Origin of the sequence: Mycobacterium marseillense (assembly GCF_010731675.1) — a bacterium.
Classification (GTDB): Bacteria; Actinomycetota; Actinomycetes; order Mycobacteriales; family Mycobacteriaceae; genus Mycobacterium; species Mycobacterium marseillense.
This window is the reverse complement of the sequence record NZ_AP022584.1, coordinates 4764692-4783577: the sequence shown is the minus strand read 5'-3', so window position 1 is coordinate 4783577 and position 18886 is coordinate 4764692. Positions and strand designations below refer to the sequence as shown.

Below are 18886 nucleotides of genomic sequence, written 5' to 3'. Positions count from 1 at the left end.
CACATCACGCGATGGCGTTGATCGACGCCGACAGCCGCGACTTGAACGACTCCGGCACCGGGATGTACCCGTTGTCCGCCAAGCCATTTTGCCCGGCACCAATGGTGCTCTGCAGGAACGCCTTCACTGCGGCGCCGACCTGCGGGTCGGGATATTTCGAACACACGATCTCGTAGGTCGCCAACACGATCGGGTATGAGCCGGGCCTGGTCGGCTTGTAGAACGAGAAGGTGTCCACCACCAAGTCGTTGCCCTGCCCGGTGAGGGTGGCACCGGAAATCGTCCGTCCGACCGAGTCGGCGCTGATGCCCACCGCCTCGGGTCCGGCCGAGGTGACGATCCTGGCCATGGTCAGCTTCTGCGCCAGACCGAACGACCATTCGTTGTAGGTGACCGATCCTTCGGTCGCCCTGACGGCCGCCGACGTACCGCCGTTGCCGTCGGCGCCCTCCCCAACCCCACCGTGGAACGTCTTCCCGATGCCTTTGTCCCAGACGCCGTCGGACGCGGAATCCAGGTATTTCTGGAAATTGTCGGTGGTGCCGGACTGGTCACTGCGGAACATGACATGGATGGGCTCGCCGGGCAGCGCGGTGCCGGGGTTGAGCGCCTGGATCGCCGGGTCGTTCCAGGCGGTGACGGCGCCCTTGAAGATTTTGGCGGCGGTGGGGCCGTCGAGGATCAGCGAGCTGACGCCCTTGACGTTGTAGGTGATGGCGATGGGGCCGAAGACCACGGGCAGATTCCACGCCGGCGAGCCGCACCGACTGTGCGCCGCGAAGTACTCGATCGGGGTCAACGATGAATCCGAGCCCGCGAAATCGATTTGGTTTCCGGTGAATTGGCCGATCCCCGCGCCGGAGCCGTTGGGTGTGTAGTTCAGCGTCTGACCGGGGCAGGCGCGCTCGAACGCGCCGGAAAACCGGGTCATCGCGTTGGCCTGGGCCGTCGACCCCGCCGCCTTTAGGGTCTGCTTGCCACCGCACGTGACCGTGCCCGACGCGCCCGCCCCGCTTCCCCAGGCCCTGCTGTCGTGAATTCCGCATCCCGACAACGCCAGCACGGCAGCGGTCAGGACGCCCAGCACGGCACCAAATCGATTGCGTCCCAAGTCTCTTCCTCACGTCAAGGAGCAAAAATGATTGGCGTCACTGAGCTAACCGCAACAAAGTGAACGGCGGGCAAATGGTCTGGTGACGGCTGCGGGGGTCGCCGACGGGGCACGGCCGCCGGCCGACGATCCGACGGCCCCACCGCCCCCTGCCCGAATAGAAAAATAGAACTTGTTCTAGAAATGTCTGATCCGAGACGGCGCCGCTTGCTACCGTGTCGGCTGACACCGAAACGAAGAGAGGCCGCCATGATCCTTGACAGGTTCCGTCTCGACGACAAAGTCGCCGTCATCACCGGTGCAGGCCGCGGCCTGGGGGCGGCCATCGCCTTGGCGTTCGCCGAGGCAGGCGCTGATGTTCTGATCGCCTCGCGGACCGAATCCCAACTAGAGGCCGTCGCCGAACAGGTCCGCGCCGCCGGGCGCCGCGCCCACATCGTCGCCGCCGACCTGGCGCATCCGGAATCCACCGCCGAGCTGGCGGGTCAGGCCGTTGAGGCATTCGGGAAACTAGACATCGTCGTCAACAACGTCGGGGGAACGATGCCCAACACGTTGCTGACGACCTCGACGAAGGACCTCAAAGACGCCTTCACCTTCAACGTCGGCACCGCCCACGCGCTCACGCTGGCGGCCGTCCCGTTGATGCTCGAGCACTCCGGCGGCGGGAGCATCATCAACATCACCTCGACCATGGGCCGGCTGGCCGGACGTGGCTTCGCGGCCTACGGCACCGCCAAGGCCGCGCTGTCGCACTACACCCGGCTGACCGCCCTGGACCTGTGCCCACGGGTTCGCGTCAACGCGATCGCTCCGGGCTCGATCCTCACCTCGGCGCTGGATGTGGTCGCCTCCAACGACGAGCTGCGGTCGCCGATGGAAAAGGCCACCCCGATGCGCAGGCTCGGCGATCCCGTCGACATTGCCGCCGCCGCAGTCTATTTGGCCTCCCCCGCCGGCAGCTTCCTGACCGGCAAGACCCTCGAGGTCGACGGCGGCCTCACCTTCCCCAACCTCGACATCCCCGTCCCGGACCTGTGACCCCCGACCGCTAAGGAGCACGTCATGCCCATCCCCGTCGTCCAACTGGGCACCGGCAACGTCGGTATCCACGCGCTGCGGGCGCTCATCACCAATCCCGAGTTCGACCTCAAAGGCGTCTGGGTGTCCTCCGACGCCAAGGCCGGCAAGGACGCCGCCGAGCTCGCCGGCCTCGAAGAGGCGACGGGCATCCTCGCCAGCACCGACCTGGACGCCGTGCTGGCCACCGGGCCGCAGTGCGCGGTGTACAACGCGCTGGCCGACAACCGGTTGCCCGAGGCTCTCGAGGACTACCGGCGCGTGCTGGCGGCCGGGATCAACATCGTCGGCAGCGGCCCCGTCTTCTTGCAGTATCCGTGGCAGGTGATCCCCGAGGAGATGATCAAGCCCCTGGAAGATGCGGCGCGCGAAGGCAATTCAAGCCTGTACGTCAACGGCATCGATCCCGGCTTCGCCAACGACCTGCTGCCGCTGGCGCTGGCCGGCACCTGCCAGAGCATCCAGCAGATCCGTTGCATGGAGATCGTCGACTACGCCACCTACGACAGCGCCGCGGTCATGTTCGACGTCATGGGATTCGGTAAGCCACTCGACGACATTCCCATGCTCCTGCAGCCTGGTGTCCTCAGCCTGGCGTGGGGATCGGTGATCCGGCAAATGGCGGCGGGCCTTGGCGTTTCGCTCGACGAGGTCACCCAGTCGCACGTTCGCATACCGGCCCCGGAGGACTTCGACATCGCCTCGGGTCATATCGCCAAGGGCACCGCCGCGGCGCTGCGCTTCGAGGTGTTCGGGATGGTCAACGGCGCTCCCGCCGTCGTCCTCGAACATGTCACCCGACTGCGCGAGGATCTGTGCCCCGAATGGCCGCAGCCCGCACAGGAGGGTGGCTCCTACCGCATCGAGGTCACCGGCGAACCGTCGTACGCCATGGACATCTGCCTGAGCAGCCGCAAGGGCGATCACAACCACGCCGGCTTGGTGGCCACCGCCATGCGCGTCGTCAACGCCATCCCCGCGGTGGTGGCCGCCGACCCGGGAATCGTGACGACGCTCGACTTGCCGCTGGTCACCGGCAAGGGGCTCTACCTCCCGGAGTGAGCCACCAGGCCGGGAAACGCCACAGCCGCTGAGCAGCCCACCGGGATGTTCGACTAACCTCACTTTCTTATTCGGTGAAGTGAATCGAGGTCACGTTGGCGCAGCGCACCCAGGGCTCGCTCAAGGGCAACTGGTATCTGCTCGGGCCGGCATTCGTCGCCGCGATCGCCTACGTCGACCCGGGAAACGTCGCGGCCAACGTCAGCGCCGGCTCGCAGTACGGCTACCTGCTGTTGTGGGTGATCGTCGCGGCCAATGTCCTCGCGGGTCTGGTGCAGTACCTGTCGGCCAAGCTTGGGTTGGTCACCGGGCGCTCGTTGCCGGCCGCCCTCGGCAAGCGGATGAGCCGCCCAGCGCGCCTGGTGTATTGGGCGCAGGCCGAACTCGTGGCGATCGCCACCGACGCGGCCGAAGTCGTCGGCGGGGCCATCGCCTTGCACATCCTGTTCGGCTTGCCGCTGATGCTCGGCGGGCTCATCACCGGCGTGGTGGCCTTGCTGTTGCTGGGCATTCAGGACCGGCGCGGCCAGATCATCTTCGAGCGGGTCATCACCGGCTTGCTGCTGGTCATCGCGATCGGGTTCGCGGCGAGCTTCTTCGTCAAGACCGCGCCTCCCCACGATGTGTTCGGCGGGTTGGTGCCGAGATTCCGGGGCACCGAGAGTGTGCTGCTGGCCGCCGCCATCCTGGGGGCCACCGTCATGCCGCACGCCGTGTACATGCATTCGGGTCTGGTCCTGGACCGGCACGGGCACCCCGACCACGGATCGCATCGGCGCCTGCTGCTGCGCATCACCCGCTGGGACGTCGTCCTCGCGATGGCGGTGGCCGGCACGGTGAACGCCGCGATGCTGCTGGTCGCCGCGATCAACCTGCAGGACCGCAACGTGAGCGCCTCCATCGAGGGCGCCTATTCCGCCATCCACAACACGCTGGGCGCGACGATCGCGGTGCTGTTCGCGATCGGTCTTCTCGCGTCCGGTCTGGCGTCTTCGTCGGTGGGCGCCTACGCCGGGGCCATGATCATGCAGGGCCTGCTGCACCGGTCGATCCCGATGGTGGCGCGCCGATTGATCACCCTGTGCCCCGCCCTGGTGATCCTGGCGGTCGGATTCGACCCCACCCGCGCGCTGGTGCTATCCCAGGTGGTGCTGTCGTTCGGGATTCCGTTTGCGGTGCTGCCCCTGATCAAGCTGACGAGCAACCGCGAGCTGATGGGCGATGACGCCAACCACCGCATCACGACGATTCTTGGCTGGGGCGTCGGCATATTGATTAGTCTGCTTAACATGGTGCTCGTCTGGCTGACGGTGACCGGCTGAATGCCGGCCCTGCGGCATCTGTACTTCGCATACGGCTCGAACCTATGCGTGAGGCAGATGGCGCGGCGCTGCCCCGACGCCGCCGATCCGCGGCCGGCGGTCCTCGCCGATCACGACTGGCTGATCAACCAGCGCGGCGTGGCCACCGTCGAGCCGTTGGCCGGTAACCAGGTGTATGGGGTGCTCTGGCAGATCTCCGATGGTGACCTGGCGACGTTGGACAGCGCCGAAGGTGTGCCGGTGCGCTACCGGCGCGACCGGCTGACCGTGCACACCGACGACGGTCCATCGCCGGCCTGGGTCTACATCGACCATCGCATCAGGCCGGGGCCCCCGCGCCCGGGCTATCTGCCCACCATCATCGACGGCGCCACGCAGCACGGCCTGCCCCAACGCTGGCTCGAGTTCTTGCGCCGCTGGGACCCGGCAGGCTGGCCGCGCCCGAAATCGTCTGCCGCGTCCGGGGCTGCGCCACAGTCGCTTTCGGCATTGCTGAACGAGCCCGGTGTGACGGAAGGCAGCCAATTGCGTTCGCGTTTCGGCTTTCTCGCCATCCACGGCGGGGGGCTGGAAGAGATGACCGACGTGATCGCCGAGCGCGCGGCGGAGGCCGCCGGCGCTTCGCTGTATGTGGTGCGTCATCCCGACCACTACCCACATCACCTGCCGTCGGCCCTGTTCGATCCTGGCGAGTCGCCACGGCTGGCCGAGTTCCTCGACCATGTCGACGTCGCGGTGTCGCTGCACGGCTATGGCCGCGACGGTCGCAGCACCCAGCTGCTGGCCGGTGGCCAGAACCGGGAGTTGGCCGCCCACTTGGCCCGTCATATCCGGCTGACCGGTTACCAGGTGATCACCGACCTCGACGACGTCCCACCGGAATTGCGCGGGCTGCACCCGCGGAACCCGGTGAACCGGGTGCGTGAGGGTGGAACCCAGCTGGAGCTCTCGGCGCGGGTCCGCGGGATCAGCCCGCGTAGCCCGTTGCCGGGCGAGGACGGTTTGTCGTCGGTCACCAGCGCCCTGATCCAGGGCCTGGCCGAGGCCGCTCATAGTTGGTCAATGTCGTCGGATCGTTAAAACGGAGGTTGTTGGTGGCCAAGGATTTTCGCTTCGGAATGAGCATGCGGTTCTTCAAGTCGCGCGAGGCACTGCTCGACAAGGCCAAGCGCGCTGAAGACGCCGGTTTCGACATTCTCTGTGTGCCTGACCATTTGGGTGCGGCGGCGCCCTTTCCGACGCTGACCGCGGTCGCAATGGCCACCACAACGCTGAAGCTGAGCATGTATGTGCTCAATTCCGCGTTCTACAAGCCGGCCCTGCTCAGCCGGGACATGCAGGCCCTGGATCTGCTCAGCGATGGCCGCCTCGAGATCGGGCTTGGCACCGGCTATGTCCGGGAAGAGTTCGAAGCCGCCGAGATCCCGTATCCCAGCGCCGGCGCCCGGGTCGACTACCTCGAACACATGGCGACGTATTTGAAGGAACACCATCCGTCGACCCCGCTCATCATCGCCGGCAATGGTGACCGGGTGTTGACCATCGCCGCCCGCAACGCCGACATCATCGGGCTGACCGGCTCCAAGGTGCGCGCCGTCGACGACCCGTTCGCCGAACGCGTCGACTTCGTCCGCAACGCCGCCGGGGAGCGGTTCGACGCGCTCGAGCTGAACCTGGCGATCACGGCGATGCCGCGAGTCGGCGAGACCGAGCCGGACCTGAAACTGACCCGCAGCTACGCGCCGGACCTGTCCGATGAGGAAATCCTGTCCCAACCGTCAGTGCTCAGCGGTTCCCCGCGCGAAATCGCCGACACGTTGTGCGCCTACCGCGAGAAGTACGGTGTGTCGTCCTTCACCGTGCAGGACAACAACATCGACAACTTCTCGAAGGTGATCGCCGAACTGCGCTGACCGCCGTGGCGTTCAGGCTGCGGCCTGGCCGGTAAGCTCAGGCCGTCCGCCCTCGTAGCTCAGGGGATAGAGCACGGCTCTCCTAAAGCCGGTGTCGCAGGTTCGAATCCTGCCGGGGGCACTGAATTTTTGTATGACCTGGGTTGATGTGTGACAGTTCGTCTTCGGCTGATGGGTGACAGTGTTTCGGCTGATGCTTGACAGTGGTTTCGGTTGATCCGCGACACTCCCTGAATGAGGGAGTTGAGCATGGCCGAGCAGAGGTATCAGGCCGTGATGGCGGTGATCAATGATGGCCTCTCGATGGCTTCTGGCGACGCCGCCATTGGCGCTGGCTCCGGCGTCGGAACGATTCATCATTATGTATCGCCCGTAGGTTTCTGATGAAATGTCCCGGTGGACATGGTGGCTGGCATAGGTATCCGCGGGTTCCGTAGCTTTCACGGGAGCGCTCAATTCATCACGCCACTTTCGAAACTCAATCTGATCGCTGGACAAAATAACAGCGGTAAGTCCAATGTTCTGCGGTTAGTCCAGCAGATGGCGGGACTTCGTACCAAGGCGCCAGAAGGATTAGACGTTCCTCGAGTAACAAGCCCTCTACCGTTCGAACTGTTTATTAGCCTTGGCGGCCGGAACTCGGTTTGCGCGGAACTGTGTGACACCCAAAAAATCACACATAGTGCCGTGATCGAGACAGTCCGCCAAATCCTGACTTACCCTGCCATCGACATCTTCCGAGATGGTGGTGTTTGGCTCAGGTATGTCAGGCAGTCTGACGGGCGTCCGAGCCTCTATCAACAGTCGGTTGACCTCGCCAACGAAGCCGCACAGGTTGTGAACCGTTACGTCCAAAACCGCAACATGCCGTTTTCGATGGGCGACCCAAGGCCGAACGCCAGTTCCTTCTTGGACCACCTGCAAGCAGTCTTCAAACCGCCCCGCGTGCGCCTCGTTCAAGCGTCGCGGCGTATCGATGACCAGATCGATAGCGTTCCCATCGTCGAAAGACTTGCCGCACTTAGTCGGCCTGAATTGGAGCACGACGATGACCGAGCACGGTTCGAGGCCATCAACACCTTCCTCCGAACCGTGATCGACGACCCGTCCGCCACGCTCGAGGTTCCCTACACCGCTAAGCAACTAAACGTACGGCGCGGCGAGTTGCTCTTGCCGCTCGAGAACTTAGGAACCGGGGTCTCACAAGTAATCATGCTCGCCGCGTACGCCACCATCCAACAGCAGACAGTCGTCTGCGTAGAAGAACCGGAGGTACATCTCCACCCGCTGCTTCAGCGAAAGCTGCTCCGATACCTCAATGATGAAACCGACAACCAGTACGTCATCGCCACTCATTCAGCGCACCTGCTGGATTCCTCGATTGCATCTGTATTTCACGCGACATACACCGACCAAGGCACCGAGATAGCGTTTGCGGGTAAGCCATCCGAACTGAGTGCAATCTGCTATGACCTCGGCTATCGACCAAGCGACTTACTGCAAACCAACTGCGTGGTTTGGGTCGAAGGCCCCTCGGACCGCATCTATATCTCAAAATGGCTCAGCCTCATCAACGCGAAACTACGCGAGGGCATCGACTATTCGATCATGTTCTACGGAGGCCGCCTGCTAAACCACCTGACACCCACCGACCCTGAAGTAAAAGAGTTCATCAGTCTGCGACGACTGAACCGGCACCTCGCTGTCGTGATGGATAGCGACAAGTCGTCCCAAGGCTCCACGGTGAATGCGACGAAGCGCCGTGTACGCGACGCGATGGAGGACCCAGGTCTCGTATGGGTCACCCAAGGCAGGACGACCGAAAACTATGTACCCCGGGAACTTCTATCCGCGGTACTCAAGGACTTGTACGGCAAGCCGCTCGTTCACAACGTCGACCGGTGGTCTGATGCCTTGCGCCCGCAAGCCGACAAGACTAAAGGGCCCGACAAGGTGAAGGTCGCCAAGGAAGTGGTCCAACGCTGGGAGTCGGGACTCGATCACCTAGACCTGCATAAGAAGATTGTCCAGCTCGCAGCCCTCATCGAGCATGCCAACGGACATCATCCGCCTGCGGACCTTCATACCAAGTCGACACCTGTGTTTGACGACTAGTGACCACTCCCAGGCGCCATGGCCGACTCATCACTCATCCATCGTGATGAGTGATGATTGGTGAAAACCGACGTACACCAGCGATGTCGAATGACAAGCGAAAGCAGCGGTCCGAGACTATACCCAAAATTAGTGGCAATTCGCGGCAGTTATCGGCTGCAAAAGCCGGTGGCGCAGCTTCGAACCCTGCAGGGGCACTGGCTTTTCCTCATCAGATGCCGTTATACCACCAGCCACTAGCCAGCAGCCATTCGGCGACGATGCGGCACATGGCGCGATTCGCTACTCAAAAATTGCCCATCGGGAACGGACTAAACAGGCATCGGCCTCCCCGTACTGTCGAATGCTCCCAGGGCGAGGTGAATAGCGTCCGGATCGCGGCCGCCCTAAGGTCGGGCTCGTGGCGTCGAACGGATTGCGTGTCGCTCTCGATGAGCTGGTAGCTACAGCCACCCAATGGCGGGGACTCAGTGCACAACTCACTGGGCAAGCACCGCCGTCGCCGGGACAACCGTTTCAACCCACTAGGGCGGCGGTGAACGGTGTCAACGCGGCCATTGGCGTTGCTGCGGCGGCGTTGGTCGCTCGTACTCGGTCAACGGCTGGCGGGGCCACTTCGGCCGCCGCGGGTTACGGCCGTCAAGAAGCCACTTCGGCAGGTGAGTTGACCTCTGTGGCGGCGGTGACGGTGGTCTAGCTATGCCCGCCACCCTTTCGCAAATCCGTGCATGGAGCACCGAGCACCTGACTAACGCGGCGAGCTATTGGACGAAGACCGCCGATGAGTGGGAAGACGTTTTCTTGACCATGCGCAACCAGTCCTACGCCGTGGCGTGGCAAGGCGCGGGGGGCGATGCGCTGCGGCAGCGGACGAGTACCGATCTGCCCGTCGTTAACGGCAAGGCCGATCAGTTGCGTCAGGCGGCGGGGGTAGCGCGTAACGGCGCGAGTGACATCAGCGCAGCCCAAAGGCGTGTCATGTACGCCGTCGAGGACGCGGAGAACGCAGGGTTTACGGTCGGGGAAGACCTGTCAGTCTCGTACACGGAGAATGGCGGTACGCCCGCCGAGCGGGCCGCTCGCCAAGCGCTAGCGGAAAGAATGGCAAGCGAAATCTGGTCTCGCGCTGGACAACTCGAAGGGGTAGAGGTCAAGGTCGCAGGCCAACTCACCGCTGTCGCCGATAGTGTCGTGGACGGTGGGTTCAAGAATCCGAATGGTGGACAGTACTCCGCAACAAATGGCGGCCAGAATGGCCAGGGCTCCTCTAAAGGGGACCGGAACGGACATGTAACCCCTGCTGCCAATGGTCAGCGCGGTGGAGTTCAGCTGGTTGATTTCAAGCAGGACGGTGGCGCTGGACCTGCGCCACCGATGCCGCAACCGACCCCATCACAAGGACAGCCGCAGATAGGCCCGTTCCCCGTGCCGCCACAAGTGGCCGCCGCTGCACCGAAGACCCCGCCGCCGACTGCGCCCCCTGTGCCCGCACCCGCGCCACCTGCCCCGGCCGGACCAAGCTTCGGACAGTGTGTCGGACAAGAGGTCAAGGCCAATGTCGGCAAAGATATGATCAAGAGCGGATTCGAGAGTGGGATCAAAACGGCCATCAAGGGAGTCATTGGAGGCGCTGTCGGAGGTGCCGCGGTCACACCCGAAGCATTAGGTGCCGGTGCAATTCCCGGCGCTCTCGGCGGAGGCGTTCTTGGTTTTGTTGGCGGATTCGCGAAGGGACTGCTTGAGGCCCCGGTCAAAGCCGGCGTCAAGGGAGCGTGGGACTGTGCCAAATAAGCGGAGTTTCAATGATTATTGATATGCGCAAGGCGGTGCTGCTGTTACCGGTTTACGTCGCCTTGATGGTCGGAACCGATTTGTTGTTCAACTCTAGCGGCTTGAACACCCGCAACGACCTGCCGCTATGGATCGTCATCGGCTTCACGATCATGGCTGTGCTCGTAGTCCTGATTGTGGCCTGGTATCTCGTGCAGAGAACTCGCGGGAAGGTAGCCCCCAAACGTGAGCGCGTATACATGGCTTTCCTTATCGCACTTGTCATTTCGGGCTTCATCGACGACGGCCTGAAGGCCCTGACGAAGCTGATCTTCCATAGCATGTCGATCTGGATTCTGATCCCTTTCTACATCCTCTCCTACGCGATATTGCTCGCGGTGATAACCATCGTCATGAATCGAGTCACGACCAAATCTGCTGATACACAAGGCTAAAGCTTGAGGAGCCCTGCGCACCGGTGCAGGTCATAGTGCGTCACCCGGACGTTAGGCGATCGGTTCTGACTTCGCTCCCCTATCCCCACGTAGCCCGTGGCGGGGTCACCTTGGACTTGTCGGCAGAAGACAAGTGCACGGCGTGGACGCCCGGCTTCTTGGACAGCTGATCCAAAAGGCTTTCCAGGTGCGCCTTGTCGGTGTGCCAGTGCTGGACCGACTCCGGCGCCTCCTGCAGTTCCGCCAGGACGGTCTTCAGTTTGTCGGGGGTCTTGGCGTCGTTCTCCGACGAGCGCCGACCCAACCCCCGGGCGGCACTTCCGGTGACCGCGCGGGGCACCGCACCACCCAGCGCTCCTCCGGCCAGGCCCGCCAAGGCCATCTGCCCGAGCGAACCCGCGCCGGCCGCGGCCGTCGGCGCGGCACCCGCGCTGGTGCACTCCAACACGGTGGCGGCCAGCTTGACCCCGGGGCTGGCCACCGCCCAACTCGGCGGCACTGATAGCGCCCCCGCCAGCCCCGCATTACCGACGCCCGCGGTCACCGCAGACGCCCCGGCGGCTCCCACCGCCTGCGTGCTCGAACCCAGCGCCGCGAACAGCGGCCCCTCGAGTTCGACCGCCGTGTCGCTCCAGGTCCGTGCCGTTACCACCAGGCCCAAGCTGAGGCTCAGCAACGTGTCGTTGACCGGGCGGATCGCTTTGGTGACGAACTCGATGTTCGCGGCGATCTTCGCCAACGGCGTGGAATTCAGGTTGTTCAACCACGTCGCCAACGACGACGGATCCGCCGCCGACAAAGCGGAGGGGGCGGCGAAGCTTTGCAGGGTTCGCGGGGTCGACGACATCAGCTGCGACAACGCCGACTGCGCGTTGGCGGGCGCCGCGCCGACGGCTTGGGCGACCGCGCCTGATTGGCCGGCGGCCCCGCTCGGGTTGGTGGTTTGCGGTGGCGCGTTGAAGGGCTCCATCTGCGCGGCGATCGCCGAAGATCCGGCGTAGCCGTACATCACGGCGGCGTCTTGCGCCCACATCTGCCCGTACTCCGCTTCGGTGGCCGCGATCGCGGCGGTGTTCTGCCCAAGGACGTTCGTCGCCACCAGCGACGCCAGTCGGCCGCGGTTTTCCGCGATCGCCACCGGGGGCACCGTCGCCGTGAACGCGGCCTCGTACGCCGCGGCCGCCGCTCTGGCTCGCGAGGCGGCCTGTTCGGCTTGCGCGGCGGTCGCGCTCATCCACGCCGCATATGGCGCGGCCGCGCCCGCCATGGTCAGCGAGGACGGGCCCTGCCAACCGCTGGTCAAGTTCGAGATCACTGACTCATACGACGTCGCCGCGGAGTGCAGCTGGGCGGCCAGCCCATCCCATGCCGACGCTGCGGCCAGCAGTGAGCCTGCGCCTTCTCCTGTGTACATCCGACCGGAGTTGACCTCCGGCGGCAATGCTCCGAAATCCATTGTTGCTCCTTGTTTTCGCGATGAACGGTCTGGGGCGAACGCGGCTATTCCTGCGGGTCGTCCGCGTTGATGACGATGATCGTGGCCGTGGTCGCGGCGCGCCCGAAAGCGCCGCCACCGATGCCCATTGCCCGAGCGGAGCCACCGCCGGTAGCGGCCATGGCACGCCCGGCCAGACCCGACGCGGCCATGCTGGAGAACAGTGATCCCTCTCCATCGGCCGCGAGGGCCGCCGGAGCGCCGGCAAGCGCGGTCTGTGGAATCACCGTGGCGACCGGCCGGATCGCCGGGGCGGCGGCCGCCCATCCCTGCGGCACCGACAGGCGTCCGACGACGCCGGCGCGGCCGATGCCCGTCGGCATTCCGGCCCCGGTGGGCGCCGGTGAGCTCACTACTCGCGCCCCCGAATCAATTCCCAGCAGGTCCAGCTTCGAGTAGTCCCGGTCCAGCCGCTGCCGGGCACTGTTCACATTCGCCACGTTTTGGGGCACCAGGTAGTTTTCGACGCCCAGCAGATACGGGCTGCCGCCGATGCCGAACAGCGACACCGGGCCCAACGGGCCCGTGAGCGCCGAGTCGAGTGCTGACAGCAGCGACGGTGGATCGGCGGCGGCAGCCGCGGTAGGCGCGGTCAGGGTCTGCAGCGATTGCGGCACGGCCGACATCAGTTGCGGCAGGACCGATTCCGTGTTCGTCGCGACCGAGCCGCCGGTGGCCTGCGCGACGGCGGCGGCCTGCCCCGTGGTTCCGGCCGGATTGGTGCTCCGTGGCGGCGGGGCGAATGGCGTCACCTGCGCGGCGGTCGCCGAGGAACCGGCGTAGCCGTACATCGCCGCCGCATCCTGGGCCCACATCTCGGCGTAATGGGCCTCGGTGGCCATGATCGCCGGGGTGTTCTGACCCAGAAAGTTGGTGGCGATCAGCCCCATCAACTGCGCTCGATTCGCCGCGATGACCGGTGGCGGCACGGTCGCGAGGAACGCCGCCTCGTATGCGATTACCGCCGCCCTCGCCTGGTTGGCGGTCTGCTCGGCCTGGGCGGCGGTCGCACTCATCCATGCCGCATACGGCACCGCCGCGGCCGCCATCAAGCTCGACGAAGGACCGCGCCACCCGGCGGTCAGGTTCGAGATCACCGACTCGTAAGACGCTGCGGCGGAGTGCAACTGAGCGGCCAGCCCGTCCCACGCCGCCGCGGCCGCCAGCATCGGCCCCGCCCCGGGACCAGAGTACATTCGACCGGAGTTGACCTCCGGCGGCATCCCTCCGAAATCCATTGCTACACCTCATAACTCAGTGCGCGATACTCAGGGCAACATGAGTCGACCGCCGCATCGCCTGATTGATTTGATAAACCGAACTTCTGAAATTGCGCCCTGCAGTAGGCAACTCGGCCGGATTTTCAGAGCGGTGATCCGCTGCGGCCTCGGCGATATGCCGTTAGAGTTGTAGCGCAGGGTGATTCAACGACCGGCACATGCATCCCACAGCAGAGCCGACATGATTGTGCCGATGCCGCGACCAGATACGTTGCCACGGTGCGAGTTTGCTAGTGGGCTAACATTTTCACCGTTGTGGTGTGCATCATCGGCGTGGCGAAGCAGCGCCGATCGTCGTCGACATGAAGGTCAACTCGAAGGCTAGGAACCCCGGTTACGCCACGGGCGGTGCCGCCGACGCTGCAGATAGGACTCGACGCGGCGGTTGTGCCTATTGGCGATGACTTCGATAGAGCGCCAGCTATCTTGACGTGTTTGCTCAGCCGGGAGCGCTGCGAGGCAAGACCGAACCCGCGCCGTCTGACGATTTTTTGAAGGGGCGTGAAGTGCGCCGCCGCGGGAGGTGATCCCACACGTGTTCAGCGCTGACAACAAAGAGGAGCCCCGATCGAGAACCCTCATCGCAGTGCCAACACTTGCGCGGCGCCTATGCCACAACAGCCTCTCCCAACCAGCTGAGTACAGATCACAATCGTACTTTATTTTTTGTGACGCTAGTCCAGGGATTAGGTCGGTGCCGCAAGTGGGACCTTGCGCGGACGCGGGTTCGCCCGGATCGCTCCGCACCGGTTGCCAGAACCGGATCTGGCCGGGTCGCCGACGGATGAACCCGCACAAGTGTCGCCGGGCGTACCGGCGTCCCCGGCCGCCGCTTGGTCGGCTCAACCCGAAGCGATCAAGTCCCACAAAGAGCGGGAATGCGGACTACCATCGACAGCGTGCGTGTAAGGGAAGAAACGTAGCGGCCGTCGCTTCGTTGGGGCATAACACTCGCCGGGCCTGCGATGCGGAAGCTAGTCGCGACACTGATGGCCGTTGGGGCCTTGATGCTCAGCGGCGAGGCTACCGCTCGCGCCACGGACCAGCCGCCACCGCCGCCTTCTCCGGCGCCCGATTTCTACGCGCCGAAGTGTTTGTCTTTCGATCCCCAACCCCCGGCGCACTGGAACTACCTGCCGTGCGGATGGACAACGGACGGCAAACGGTGGATCCCGCCGCCTCCGTAGCCGATGCCGCGTGACCTCGCCCCGCGAAATCCCCTCAGCCGCTGACTAACTGGCTTTGAGGTGCCCGCCTCCCCGGCAGCTAACGCCGCAGACGCCCGCATCCCCCCGGGCGTCTGCGAGCGAAAGCGCCTGGTCAATGGGGAGTCCGCTGCAATCCAAACCGTTGACCACCAGGCCCAGGCTGATGGCGCCGTCCGCGCGGGCGCTCTCGATGCAAACCTCGATGTCGCGGAGCCCCGGCCTGCCGACGGTCCAGTAATCCGGGCGGTGCCCGTCGAACACCGTGTGGCCTTCGGCGCCGTCGCCGTTTTTCCGCAGTTCGCCCGCGGATGAAACGGGCACGTCGTCGGGCAACGCGGCCGCGGCGAGAGGAGTGAGCGGATCGGCAAGACCGCAACAGTTGTCGTGATACTCCAAGGCGATCATCATCGCCCTCCTCTCACTAGACCATCGTATATTCGACGGCGACGTTTTTACGGCAACACGGTGTGCATCAGCATCACGTCGTATGCCGACCACAGCGACAGGTTGAAGTACAGGTCCCGTCCCGACGACCAGGGATGGATCATCGGCGCATAGATGCCGCCGGGCATTTGGAATGCGGACACCAGTGGCTGCGGGGGACTCCATGGCCCCTGCGGCGCCGGCGCGGTCCGCGCGATGACGTCGTTGCTGCCGCCGTCGGTGTAGAGCACCAGGTACTGCTTGAGATAACTGTTGTACTGGGCCGACATCTCGCCCACCGGCGCCGGGAAGATCGGCGTCGCCGCACCGGGATTGTTCGCGACCCATCGACCGCCCTCGTCGCCGTTCCAGTATTGGTACTTGGTCAGGTCGGGCAATTGATTTGGTGGAACGCGCGACAGGAACGCCGCGCCGCCGCGACCCGACGGCGTGCCGAACTGGTAGACGTAACCGTCCTTGCCCTTCAAGAACGCGCCCATCTGGAAATTTTCATTTCCGGGCGTAAACCCGGCTCCCGGAATGGCATCCGCGGACGCGGTCCGGATCGTGGTGGGGAAGATCCCCCAGTTCTGGCCGTTGTCGTTGGACCGCGCGATTGCCGAGTAGTTCGTGCTCCATTCGCCGTCACGGCCCCACTGGCGGATGGACATGTAGCTCATGTACTGGGTTCTGCCCATCGACATCGCCCCGGTCGGAATGATTCCCGTCTCGTGCGCGGCCTTGTGGATGGTGTTGACGACCTGTTTGGAAAGTCCGGGCGCCCATACCGGTGAGCCGGAATACCTGTCGTTCGGCACGCCGTCGGCGATGTGGATTCCCTTGGACAGGTCGCGATCGTTGCTGCGGAACAGGGTGTTGTAGCGCCACTGCTGGCCGTGCACTTTGCAGTAACCGAAGGTGTCACCGAAGGCCATCAGCACCTGGCGGTTGGCGGGATCGCCGTTGTCCCAGGCAATCCCGAGGTCGGTGCCGGAGATCCCGAAACGTTGCAGGGTCTTGTTGGGTCCGTCCGGTCCGGTCACCCAGTCGACGAGGGACGTCGGCGCGCCCGCGATCGACGGAGGCGGCGGTCCCGGCTCGGGCTGCGGCTGGGGCATCGGGGCGGCGTTGGGCCGCATCGGGTTGGCATTCGGCTGTTGCGGAACCGCCGGCGCGGGCGGGTTGGGTCCCGGCGGCAACACCTCGGCTTGCTGTTGCAGCGGCGCGGAGGGGCCGGGCCCGGGCGTCGGGCCCTCGGCCCGCGGATGCACCGGCGCGGAGTAGCGCTGCCCCGGTGTCGCCGGCTTGAGCAGTGAGGAGATCAGCGGACCCAGCCTCGGCAGCGGCGCCTGGTCATTCGTGTGGGTGGGCCTGCGTCCGGTTGGCGGCTGCACGACCGGCTGAGGCGCGGGCATGGCCGGCTGCGCGGCAGGAGGGTCGACGTTCGCTTCGGGGGCGCCGCACGGCGTGGCGTGGGCAGTAGGCGCGGGCCCCACCACAAGGACGAATCCGACAGCGGCCGCCGACGCCATCGATAGCGACACACTTCGAAGAATCGCCGACATGTAACACCTTTCGAGGGGTAGGACACCGCGCTGACGTCCGTAGTTGGCTCATGTGACGATAGTGATCTGCGGGGCATATGTGACCAACGATGAGCCGATAGGTATGCATCCGTGACCGTGTCGCAACGCGCGGATCTTCGGCCGAACTCGCCGCTGAAGCTGTTAGCTCACATCCGATACGCACAGCTGAAGGACGTCTCCGGCTTTGCCGCAGCCGCAACTGCGGGGGTGGGGCGGCGACGCGCCGGATGTCACGATGGACCGCAGCACAACGCGCCACGGGGGCGGGCCCCGCGCCGCGGGTTCCGTCCGGTTCGCGACAGCCGCTCGCGTCCTCACCACCGACCGTCGGACACGATGAGATTGTTGCCGGCCGCAGGAAGAGGGTTCGGCTACTTTGCTGGGCGGCCGCTAAACGAACAGCCCACCCGTGCGTATATCGGCTTACACCGCAGCCTTGTGGTGCGCCGCGATGCAGCGTGACCCCTTCGTCGTGCGACCGCCCACAGCCCGGTGCAACCCCGCTGTATCGCTGCAGCTCAGCCTTCCAGCCGACGCCATATCCGGGTGCCGCGCGCGCCGCCGGAGAAGGTGAATCGTCGTTAACCGGACCCGGCGCCGTTGCTTGCTCGGTGACGCCGAGGCCTCAAAGAGATTGAGGCCTCATGTTTGTCGGCACCCCGCGGGGGCAATGATCCAACAGTAGGCGAGTGCGTCGGCCGGCCTTCGTGCCCGCCTAGGTCCCGTCGGTTCAGCCCGAGAGCCGACGGGGCCGCCCTTTTTAGCCTCTTCCCGGGCTCGCGCCAGCCGGCGCCCGCCCGGCCATAGGCCTCAACAACCCGCCCCTCCGGGAGTACCGTCGGCGTATGGATGGCTCGTCCGGTGTGTGGATTCTCGGCGGTTACCAAAGCGATTTTGCTCGCAACCTCACCAAGGAAGGCCACGACTTCGCGGCGTTGACCGCCGAGGTCGTCGACGCCACGCTGGCGTCGGCCAAGGTGGACGCGGCCGGCATCGGAGTGGTGCACGTCGGCAACGCCTTCGGCGAGATGTTCGCCCGACAGGGCCACCTCGGCGCGATGCCGGCCACGGTCTGCGACGGCCTCTGGGACACCCCGGCGTCCCGGCACGAAGCCGCGTGCGCCTCCGGCAGCGTCGCGGCACTGGCGGCGATGGCCGATCTGCGATCGGGCGCCTATGACACCGCGCTGGTGGTGGGCATCGAGCTCGAGAAGACAGTCCCGGGCGACACCGCCGCGCAGCATCTGGGGGCCGCGGCGTGGGCCGGTCACGAAGGGACCGACGCGGAATACCTGTGGCCGTCCATGTTCGCCCGGGTCGCCGACGAGTACGAGCGCCGGTACGGATTGGACGACACGCACCTGCGCGCCATCGCCCAGCTCAACTTCGCCAACGCCCGGCGCAACCCCAACGCCCAGACCCGCGGGTGGACCGTCCCCGATCCCATCACCGACGACGACGCGGCCAATCCGATCACCGAAGGCCGGCTGCGACGCTTCGACTGCAGCCAAATGACCGACGGCGGAGCGGGATTGGTGCTCGTCAACGACACCTACCTGCGTGACCACGCTGACACGCGCCCGATCGGCCGCATCGATGGCTGGGGACATCGCACCGTCGGGCTGGGGCTGCAGCAGAAACTCGACCGTGCCGGCGACGATCCTCATGTGCTGCCGCATGTGCGGGCCGCGGTACTCGACGCGCTGCGCCGCGCCCGGCGCAGGCTCGACGACATCGACGGGTTCGAGGTTCACGACTGCTTCACTCCCAGCGAGTACCTGGCCATCGACCACATCGGGTTGACCGGCCCGGGCGAGTCATGGAAGGCCATCGAAAACGGCGAGATCGAGATCGGGGGACGGCTGCCGATCAATCCCAGCGGCGGATTGATCGGCGGCGGGCATCCGGTGGGTGCCTCCGGGGTGCGGATGCTGCTCGACGCAGCCAAACAGGTCAGTGATGCCGCCGGCGACTATCAGGTCGACGGCGCGCAAACATTCGGCACCCTCAATTTCGGCGGCAGCACCGCCACCACCGTGAGTTTCGTTGTCAGCAAAGGCATCTGA

At 65.1% G+C, this 18886-nt stretch carries 16 protein-coding genes and 1 tRNA gene; 12 read left to right on the top strand and 5 right to left on the bottom strand.

The annotated features are described in order from the left end of the window. Positions 1 to 4 precede the first annotated feature (4 nt). Entirely contained in the window at positions 5 to 1111 is a 1107-nt protein-coding gene (pstS, locus tag G6N26_RS22430; RefSeq protein ID WP_095576587.1) for a phosphate ABC transporter substrate-binding protein PstS, read from the bottom strand. 249 nt (positions 1112 to 1360) lie between these two features. On the opposite strand from pstS, the gene G6N26_RS22425 reads away from it, so the two are divergent. The 10 genes from G6N26_RS22425 (at position 1361) to G6N26_RS22385 (ending at position 10828) form a co-directional block, all read left to right on the top strand. Continuing rightward, a complete protein-coding gene (locus tag G6N26_RS22425; RefSeq protein WP_083018007.1) occupies positions 1361 to 2152 on the top strand; it encodes an SDR family oxidoreductase in 792 nt (263 codons plus the stop codon). A 24-nt stretch (positions 2153 to 2176) separates the two neighbouring features. Continuing rightward, a complete protein-coding gene (locus G6N26_RS22420; protein WP_067167893.1) occupies positions 2177 to 3253 on the top strand; it encodes an NAD(P)H-dependent amine dehydrogenase family protein in 1077 nt (358 codons plus the stop codon). A gap of 95 nt (positions 3254 to 3348) precedes the next feature. Further along, positions 3349 to 4575, top strand: coding sequence for an Nramp family divalent metal transporter (locus G6N26_RS22415; RefSeq protein ID WP_067167895.1), 1227 nt, complete (start codon positions 3349 to 3351; stop codon positions 4573 to 4575). Continuing rightward, positions 4576 to 5655 carry a poly-gamma-glutamate hydrolase family protein gene (locus G6N26_RS22410; RefSeq protein WP_083018005.1) on the top strand — a complete coding sequence of 360 codons (1080 nt, stop codon included), beginning with the start codon at positions 4576 to 4578 and terminating at the stop codon, positions 5653 to 5655. It begins immediately after the preceding gene. An 8-nt stretch (positions 5656 to 5663) separates the two neighbouring features. Further along, positions 5664 to 6488, top strand: a complete 825-nt coding sequence (locus tag G6N26_RS22405) for an LLM class F420-dependent oxidoreductase (protein WP_083018003.1) — start codon at positions 5664 to 5666, stop codon at positions 6486 to 6488. A gap of 48 nt (positions 6489 to 6536) precedes the next feature. Continuing rightward, positions 6537 to 6609: transfer RNA gene (locus G6N26_RS22400), tRNA-Arg, on the top strand. 128 nt (positions 6610 to 6737) lie between these two features. After that, the gene (locus G6N26_RS26365) at positions 6738 to 6872 is read left to right on the top strand and encodes a hypothetical protein (protein ID WP_264077912.1); all 135 of its coding nucleotides are present in this window, start codon (positions 6738 to 6740) and stop codon (positions 6870 to 6872) included. An 18-nt stretch (positions 6873 to 6890) separates the two neighbouring features. Continuing rightward, on the top strand, positions 6891 to 8603 hold the full coding sequence (locus G6N26_RS22395) for an ATP-dependent nuclease (RefSeq protein ID WP_232067625.1): 1713 nt from the start codon (positions 6891 to 6893) through the stop codon (positions 8601 to 8603). A gap of 699 nt (positions 8604 to 9302) precedes the next feature. After that, entirely contained in the window at positions 9303 to 10394 is a 1092-nt protein-coding gene (locus G6N26_RS22390; protein ID WP_083017997.1) for a hypothetical protein, read from the top strand. 23 nt (positions 10395 to 10417) lie between these two features. Continuing rightward, positions 10418 to 10828 (top strand): hypothetical protein, encoded by a 411-nt coding sequence (locus tag G6N26_RS22385; RefSeq protein WP_083017996.1) that lies wholly within the window; start codon positions 10418 to 10420, stop codon positions 10826 to 10828. 79 nt (positions 10829 to 10907) lie between these two features. Here G6N26_RS22385 and G6N26_RS22380 read toward each other — a convergent pair whose 3' ends face one another. Continuing rightward, positions 10908 to 12284, bottom strand: coding sequence for a PPE family protein (locus tag G6N26_RS22380; protein WP_083017993.1), 1377 nt, complete (start codon positions 12282 to 12284; stop codon positions 10908 to 10910). Between the two features lie 44 nt (positions 12285 to 12328). Beyond that, positions 12329 to 13561, bottom strand: a complete 1233-nt coding sequence (locus G6N26_RS22375; protein WP_179960248.1) for a PPE family protein — start codon at positions 13559 to 13561, stop codon at positions 12329 to 12331. A 1007-nt stretch (positions 13562 to 14568) separates the two neighbouring features. Between G6N26_RS22375 and G6N26_RS26445 the strand changes: the two genes are divergently transcribed. Beyond that, positions 14569 to 14790 carry a hypothetical protein gene (locus tag G6N26_RS26445; RefSeq protein ID WP_167386393.1) on the top strand — a complete coding sequence of 74 codons (222 nt, stop codon included), beginning with the start codon at positions 14569 to 14571 and terminating at the stop codon, positions 14788 to 14790. A 45-nt stretch (positions 14791 to 14835) separates the two neighbouring features. On the opposite strand, the gene G6N26_RS22365 is transcribed toward G6N26_RS26445, so the two are convergent. Then, positions 14836 to 15216, bottom strand: coding sequence for a hypothetical protein (locus G6N26_RS22365; protein WP_067168019.1), 381 nt, complete (start codon positions 15214 to 15216; stop codon positions 14836 to 14838). A 47-nt stretch (positions 15217 to 15263) separates the two neighbouring features. Continuing rightward, complete coding sequence (locus G6N26_RS22360) at positions 15264 to 16799, bottom strand: DUF4185 domain-containing protein (protein ID WP_067167910.1); 1536 nt, start codon at positions 16797 to 16799, stop codon at positions 15264 to 15266. 866 nt (positions 16800 to 17665) lie between these two features. Between G6N26_RS22360 and G6N26_RS22355 the strand changes: the two genes are divergently transcribed. Continuing rightward, complete coding sequence (locus G6N26_RS22355; protein ID WP_083017991.1) at positions 17666 to 18886, top strand: acetyl-CoA acetyltransferase; 1221 nt, start codon at positions 17666 to 17668, stop codon at positions 18884 to 18886.

What these genes read in the sequence shown, in the direction of transcription:
- G6N26_RS22425 (WP_083018007.1), top strand. Translation starts at nt 1,361, where the DNA reads ATGATCCTTGACAGGTTCCGTCTCGACGACAAAGTCGCCGTCATCACC.
- G6N26_RS22420 (WP_067167893.1), top strand. Translation starts at nt 2,177, where the DNA reads ATGCCCATCCCCGTCGTCCAACTGGGCACCGGCAACGTCGGTATCCAC.
- G6N26_RS22410 (WP_083018005.1), top strand. Translation starts at nt 4,576, where the DNA reads ATGCCGGCCCTGCGGCATCTGTACTTCGCATACGGCTCGAACCTATGC.
- G6N26_RS26365 (WP_264077912.1), top strand. Translation starts at nt 6,738, where the DNA reads ATGGCCGAGCAGAGGTATCAGGCCGTGATGGCGGTGATCAATGATGGC.
- G6N26_RS22395 (WP_232067625.1), top strand. Translation starts at nt 6,891, where the DNA reads ATGGTGGCTGGCATAGGTATCCGCGGGTTCCGTAGCTTTCACGGGAGC.
- G6N26_RS22390 (WP_083017997.1), top strand. Translation starts at nt 9,303, where the DNA reads ATGCCCGCCACCCTTTCGCAAATCCGTGCATGGAGCACCGAGCACCTG.
- G6N26_RS22385 (WP_083017996.1), top strand. Translation starts at nt 10,418, where the DNA reads ATGCGCAAGGCGGTGCTGCTGTTACCGGTTTACGTCGCCTTGATGGTC.
- G6N26_RS22380 (WP_083017993.1), bottom strand. Translation starts at nt 12,284, where the DNA reads ATGGATTTCGGAGCATTGCCGCCGGAGGTCAACTCCGGTCGGATGTAC.
- G6N26_RS22375 (WP_179960248.1), bottom strand. Translation starts at nt 13,561, where the DNA reads ATGGATTTCGGAGGGATGCCGCCGGAGGTCAACTCCGGTCGAATGTAC.
- G6N26_RS26445 (WP_167386393.1), top strand. Translation starts at nt 14,569, where the DNA reads ATGCGGAAGCTAGTCGCGACACTGATGGCCGTTGGGGCCTTGATGCTC.
- G6N26_RS22365 (WP_067168019.1), bottom strand. Translation starts at nt 15,216, where the DNA reads ATGATCGCCTTGGAGTATCACGACAACTGTTGCGGTCTTGCCGATCCG.
- G6N26_RS22360 (WP_067167910.1), bottom strand. Translation starts at nt 16,799, where the DNA reads ATGTCGGCGATTCTTCGAAGTGTGTCGCTATCGATGGCGTCGGCGGCC.
- G6N26_RS22355 (WP_083017991.1), top strand. Translation starts at nt 17,666, where the DNA reads ATGGATGGCTCGTCCGGTGTGTGGATTCTCGGCGGTTACCAAAGCGAT.